At 61.6% G+C, this 1,744-nt stretch carries 3 protein-coding genes; 2 read left to right on the top strand and 1 reads right to left on the bottom strand.

Annotation, left to right across the window (positions count from 1 at the left end; translation table 11 throughout):
* Positions 1–21 precede the first annotated feature (21 nt).
* Positions 22–636, top strand: coding sequence for a LysE family translocator (locus tag EN914_RS34325; RefSeq protein ID WP_013532487.1), 615 nt, complete (start codon positions 22–24; stop codon positions 634–636).
* A 21-nt stretch (positions 637–657) separates the two neighbouring features.
* Here EN914_RS34325 and EN914_RS34320 read toward each other — a convergent pair whose 3' ends face one another.
* Entirely contained in the window at positions 658–969 is a 312-nt protein-coding gene (locus tag EN914_RS34320; RefSeq protein WP_013532486.1) for a transcriptional regulator, read from the bottom strand.
* 520 nt (positions 970–1,489) lie between these two features.
* On the opposite strand from EN914_RS34320, the gene EN914_RS38820 reads away from it, so the two are divergent.
* Positions 1,490–1,744: hypothetical protein (locus tag EN914_RS38820; RefSeq protein ID WP_206527302.1), on the top strand; the 255-nt coding region annotated here is incomplete at its 3' end.

Genomic DNA, 1,744 nt, shown 5'->3' with positions numbered 1-1,744 from the left:
GCATTACCCTCGGGAGTTTTCATGGATCTCGCGACCTCGCTTGCCTTTGCGGCCGCCTTCTTCGTGTTCGCTGCCAGCCCGGGTCCGGACAACATGACGATCGTCGCGCGCACAATCTCCAATGGCGCCGCGTCGGGCATCGCCTACGGTGCCGGCACCGTGGTCGGCATCCTCATCTTCCTGATCCTCGCCGCCTTCGGCCTGTCGATCGTCGCCGCCAAGATGGCGATCGTCATGACGGTGCTTCGCTATGGTGGAGCGGCCTATCTGGTCTGGACGGGCATCAGGCTGTGGATGGCGGCGCCCGTCATTCCCGAACTGCAGCCCATCTCAGGACGGCGAGGGCTGTTGATGATTTTTGCCACCGGCATCGCGCTCAATCTTGGCAATCCGAAAATGCCGTTGTTCTACATTGCGCTGTTGCCTAGCGTCGTCGGCGCATCGCTCGACGCAGGTCATCTCGGTGTGCTGATGATGGTGATCGTGGCCGTCGAGGTCGTGGTGATCGGCGGTCATGTCGTCCTCGCCGGTCGCGCCCGCAGCCTGTTGCGCACACCAAGGATCGTACGCCGGGTGAACCGCGCGGCGGGCGGTGTGATGATCGGCGCCGGCGTTGCCGTTGTTGCCGCGCGCTGAGCGGATTGCCCAGTCATCACGCTATTTCCTGCGCGCCGCCGCCTCGGCCTGATCGAGGATCTTGCGCAGGAATGCGGCATGGCCGCGGAACGCGCGCCGTCCGCTCGTCGTCGCCCTGACGCGCGTCTGCGGCCGGCGGCCGACGAACAGCTTTTCGATGTCGACATAACCAGCCCTGGCCAGCGTATCGAGATGCGCACCGAGATTGCCGTCGGTGACGTCCACGATGGCTTTCAGCCCGGTGAAATCCAGCGTTTGCCGCCTTTCCAGCATGCTCAGCGCCGCCATGATCCTGAGCCGAGTGCTCTGGTGGATGATTTCGTCGGCACTCATCGATTGGCTCCGGCGCAGCCAAGCCGGAGGCCGCCGACAACCATGCTGCCGCCGTGGCGGACCGTCTTGGCAATCTCGAACGGCGACAGCGCCGCTTGCTCCTGTGCGATCGACATTGAAATGCTCCAGCATGCTGTACAGAATACTCTGCCATGTAGAGTTATCTGTCAATTCACGAGCAGGCCGATCTGCGTTCGTGCTTGACAAGACGATGCACCGATCGGCTGTCGCATTGCAGTATAGATCGTCCGCCTGCACGAGATGATCGCACCGATGAGGCAGCGGTCATGATATCGGCGGCCGACGATCGACACGCAAAGCTGCTCGCTGATCTTCGGAGCTTCACGAGAGGAGCGCTTCCGCGGACTGTGGAGAATGTCGGCGACACATTCTAGCCAATGGTCGAAGATCAGAAGTGAATTTCTGCGACGATCAGCACGATCATGTGCCGATCGTAACCGAAATTTAAGCTGCGAAAATCAGTCTATTGCTTCGCTGGCTAGCAAGCCGCGAGTCAGATATGCATGAGCGCGCCGGGTCATTACGGCCGTCGGCACAAAGGAAGGGGCATCGCATGGCTAAGCAGTCATCCAAAGCGCCGGCGTCCAAGGCACCGGCAAAGAAAGCACCCGCAAAAGCAGCGACGGCAAAGGTCGCAGCTGCAGTGAAGAAAGCAGCACCCGCTGCCAAGCCGAAGGCCGCGGCGGCCAAGGCAAAAGCAGCACCGGCCAAGAAGCCGGCAGCGAAAGCTGCGGCGAAACCGGCAGTGAAGAAG

The sequence above is a fragment of the Mesorhizobium sp. M7A.F.Ca.CA.001.08.2.1 genome, from assembly GCF_003998455.1.
Taxonomy (GTDB): Bacteria; Pseudomonadota; Alphaproteobacteria; order Rhizobiales; family Rhizobiaceae; genus Mesorhizobium; species Mesorhizobium ciceri.
This window is presented reverse-complemented; position numbering and strand designations above follow the sequence as displayed.

What these genes read in the sequence shown, in the direction of transcription:
- EN914_RS34320 (WP_013532486.1), bottom strand. Translation starts at nt 969, where the DNA reads ATGAGTGCCGACGAAATCATCCACCAGAGCACTCGGCTCAGGATCATG.
- EN914_RS34325 (WP_013532487.1), top strand. Translation starts at nt 22, where the DNA reads ATGGATCTCGCGACCTCGCTTGCCTTTGCGGCCGCCTTCTTCGTGTTC.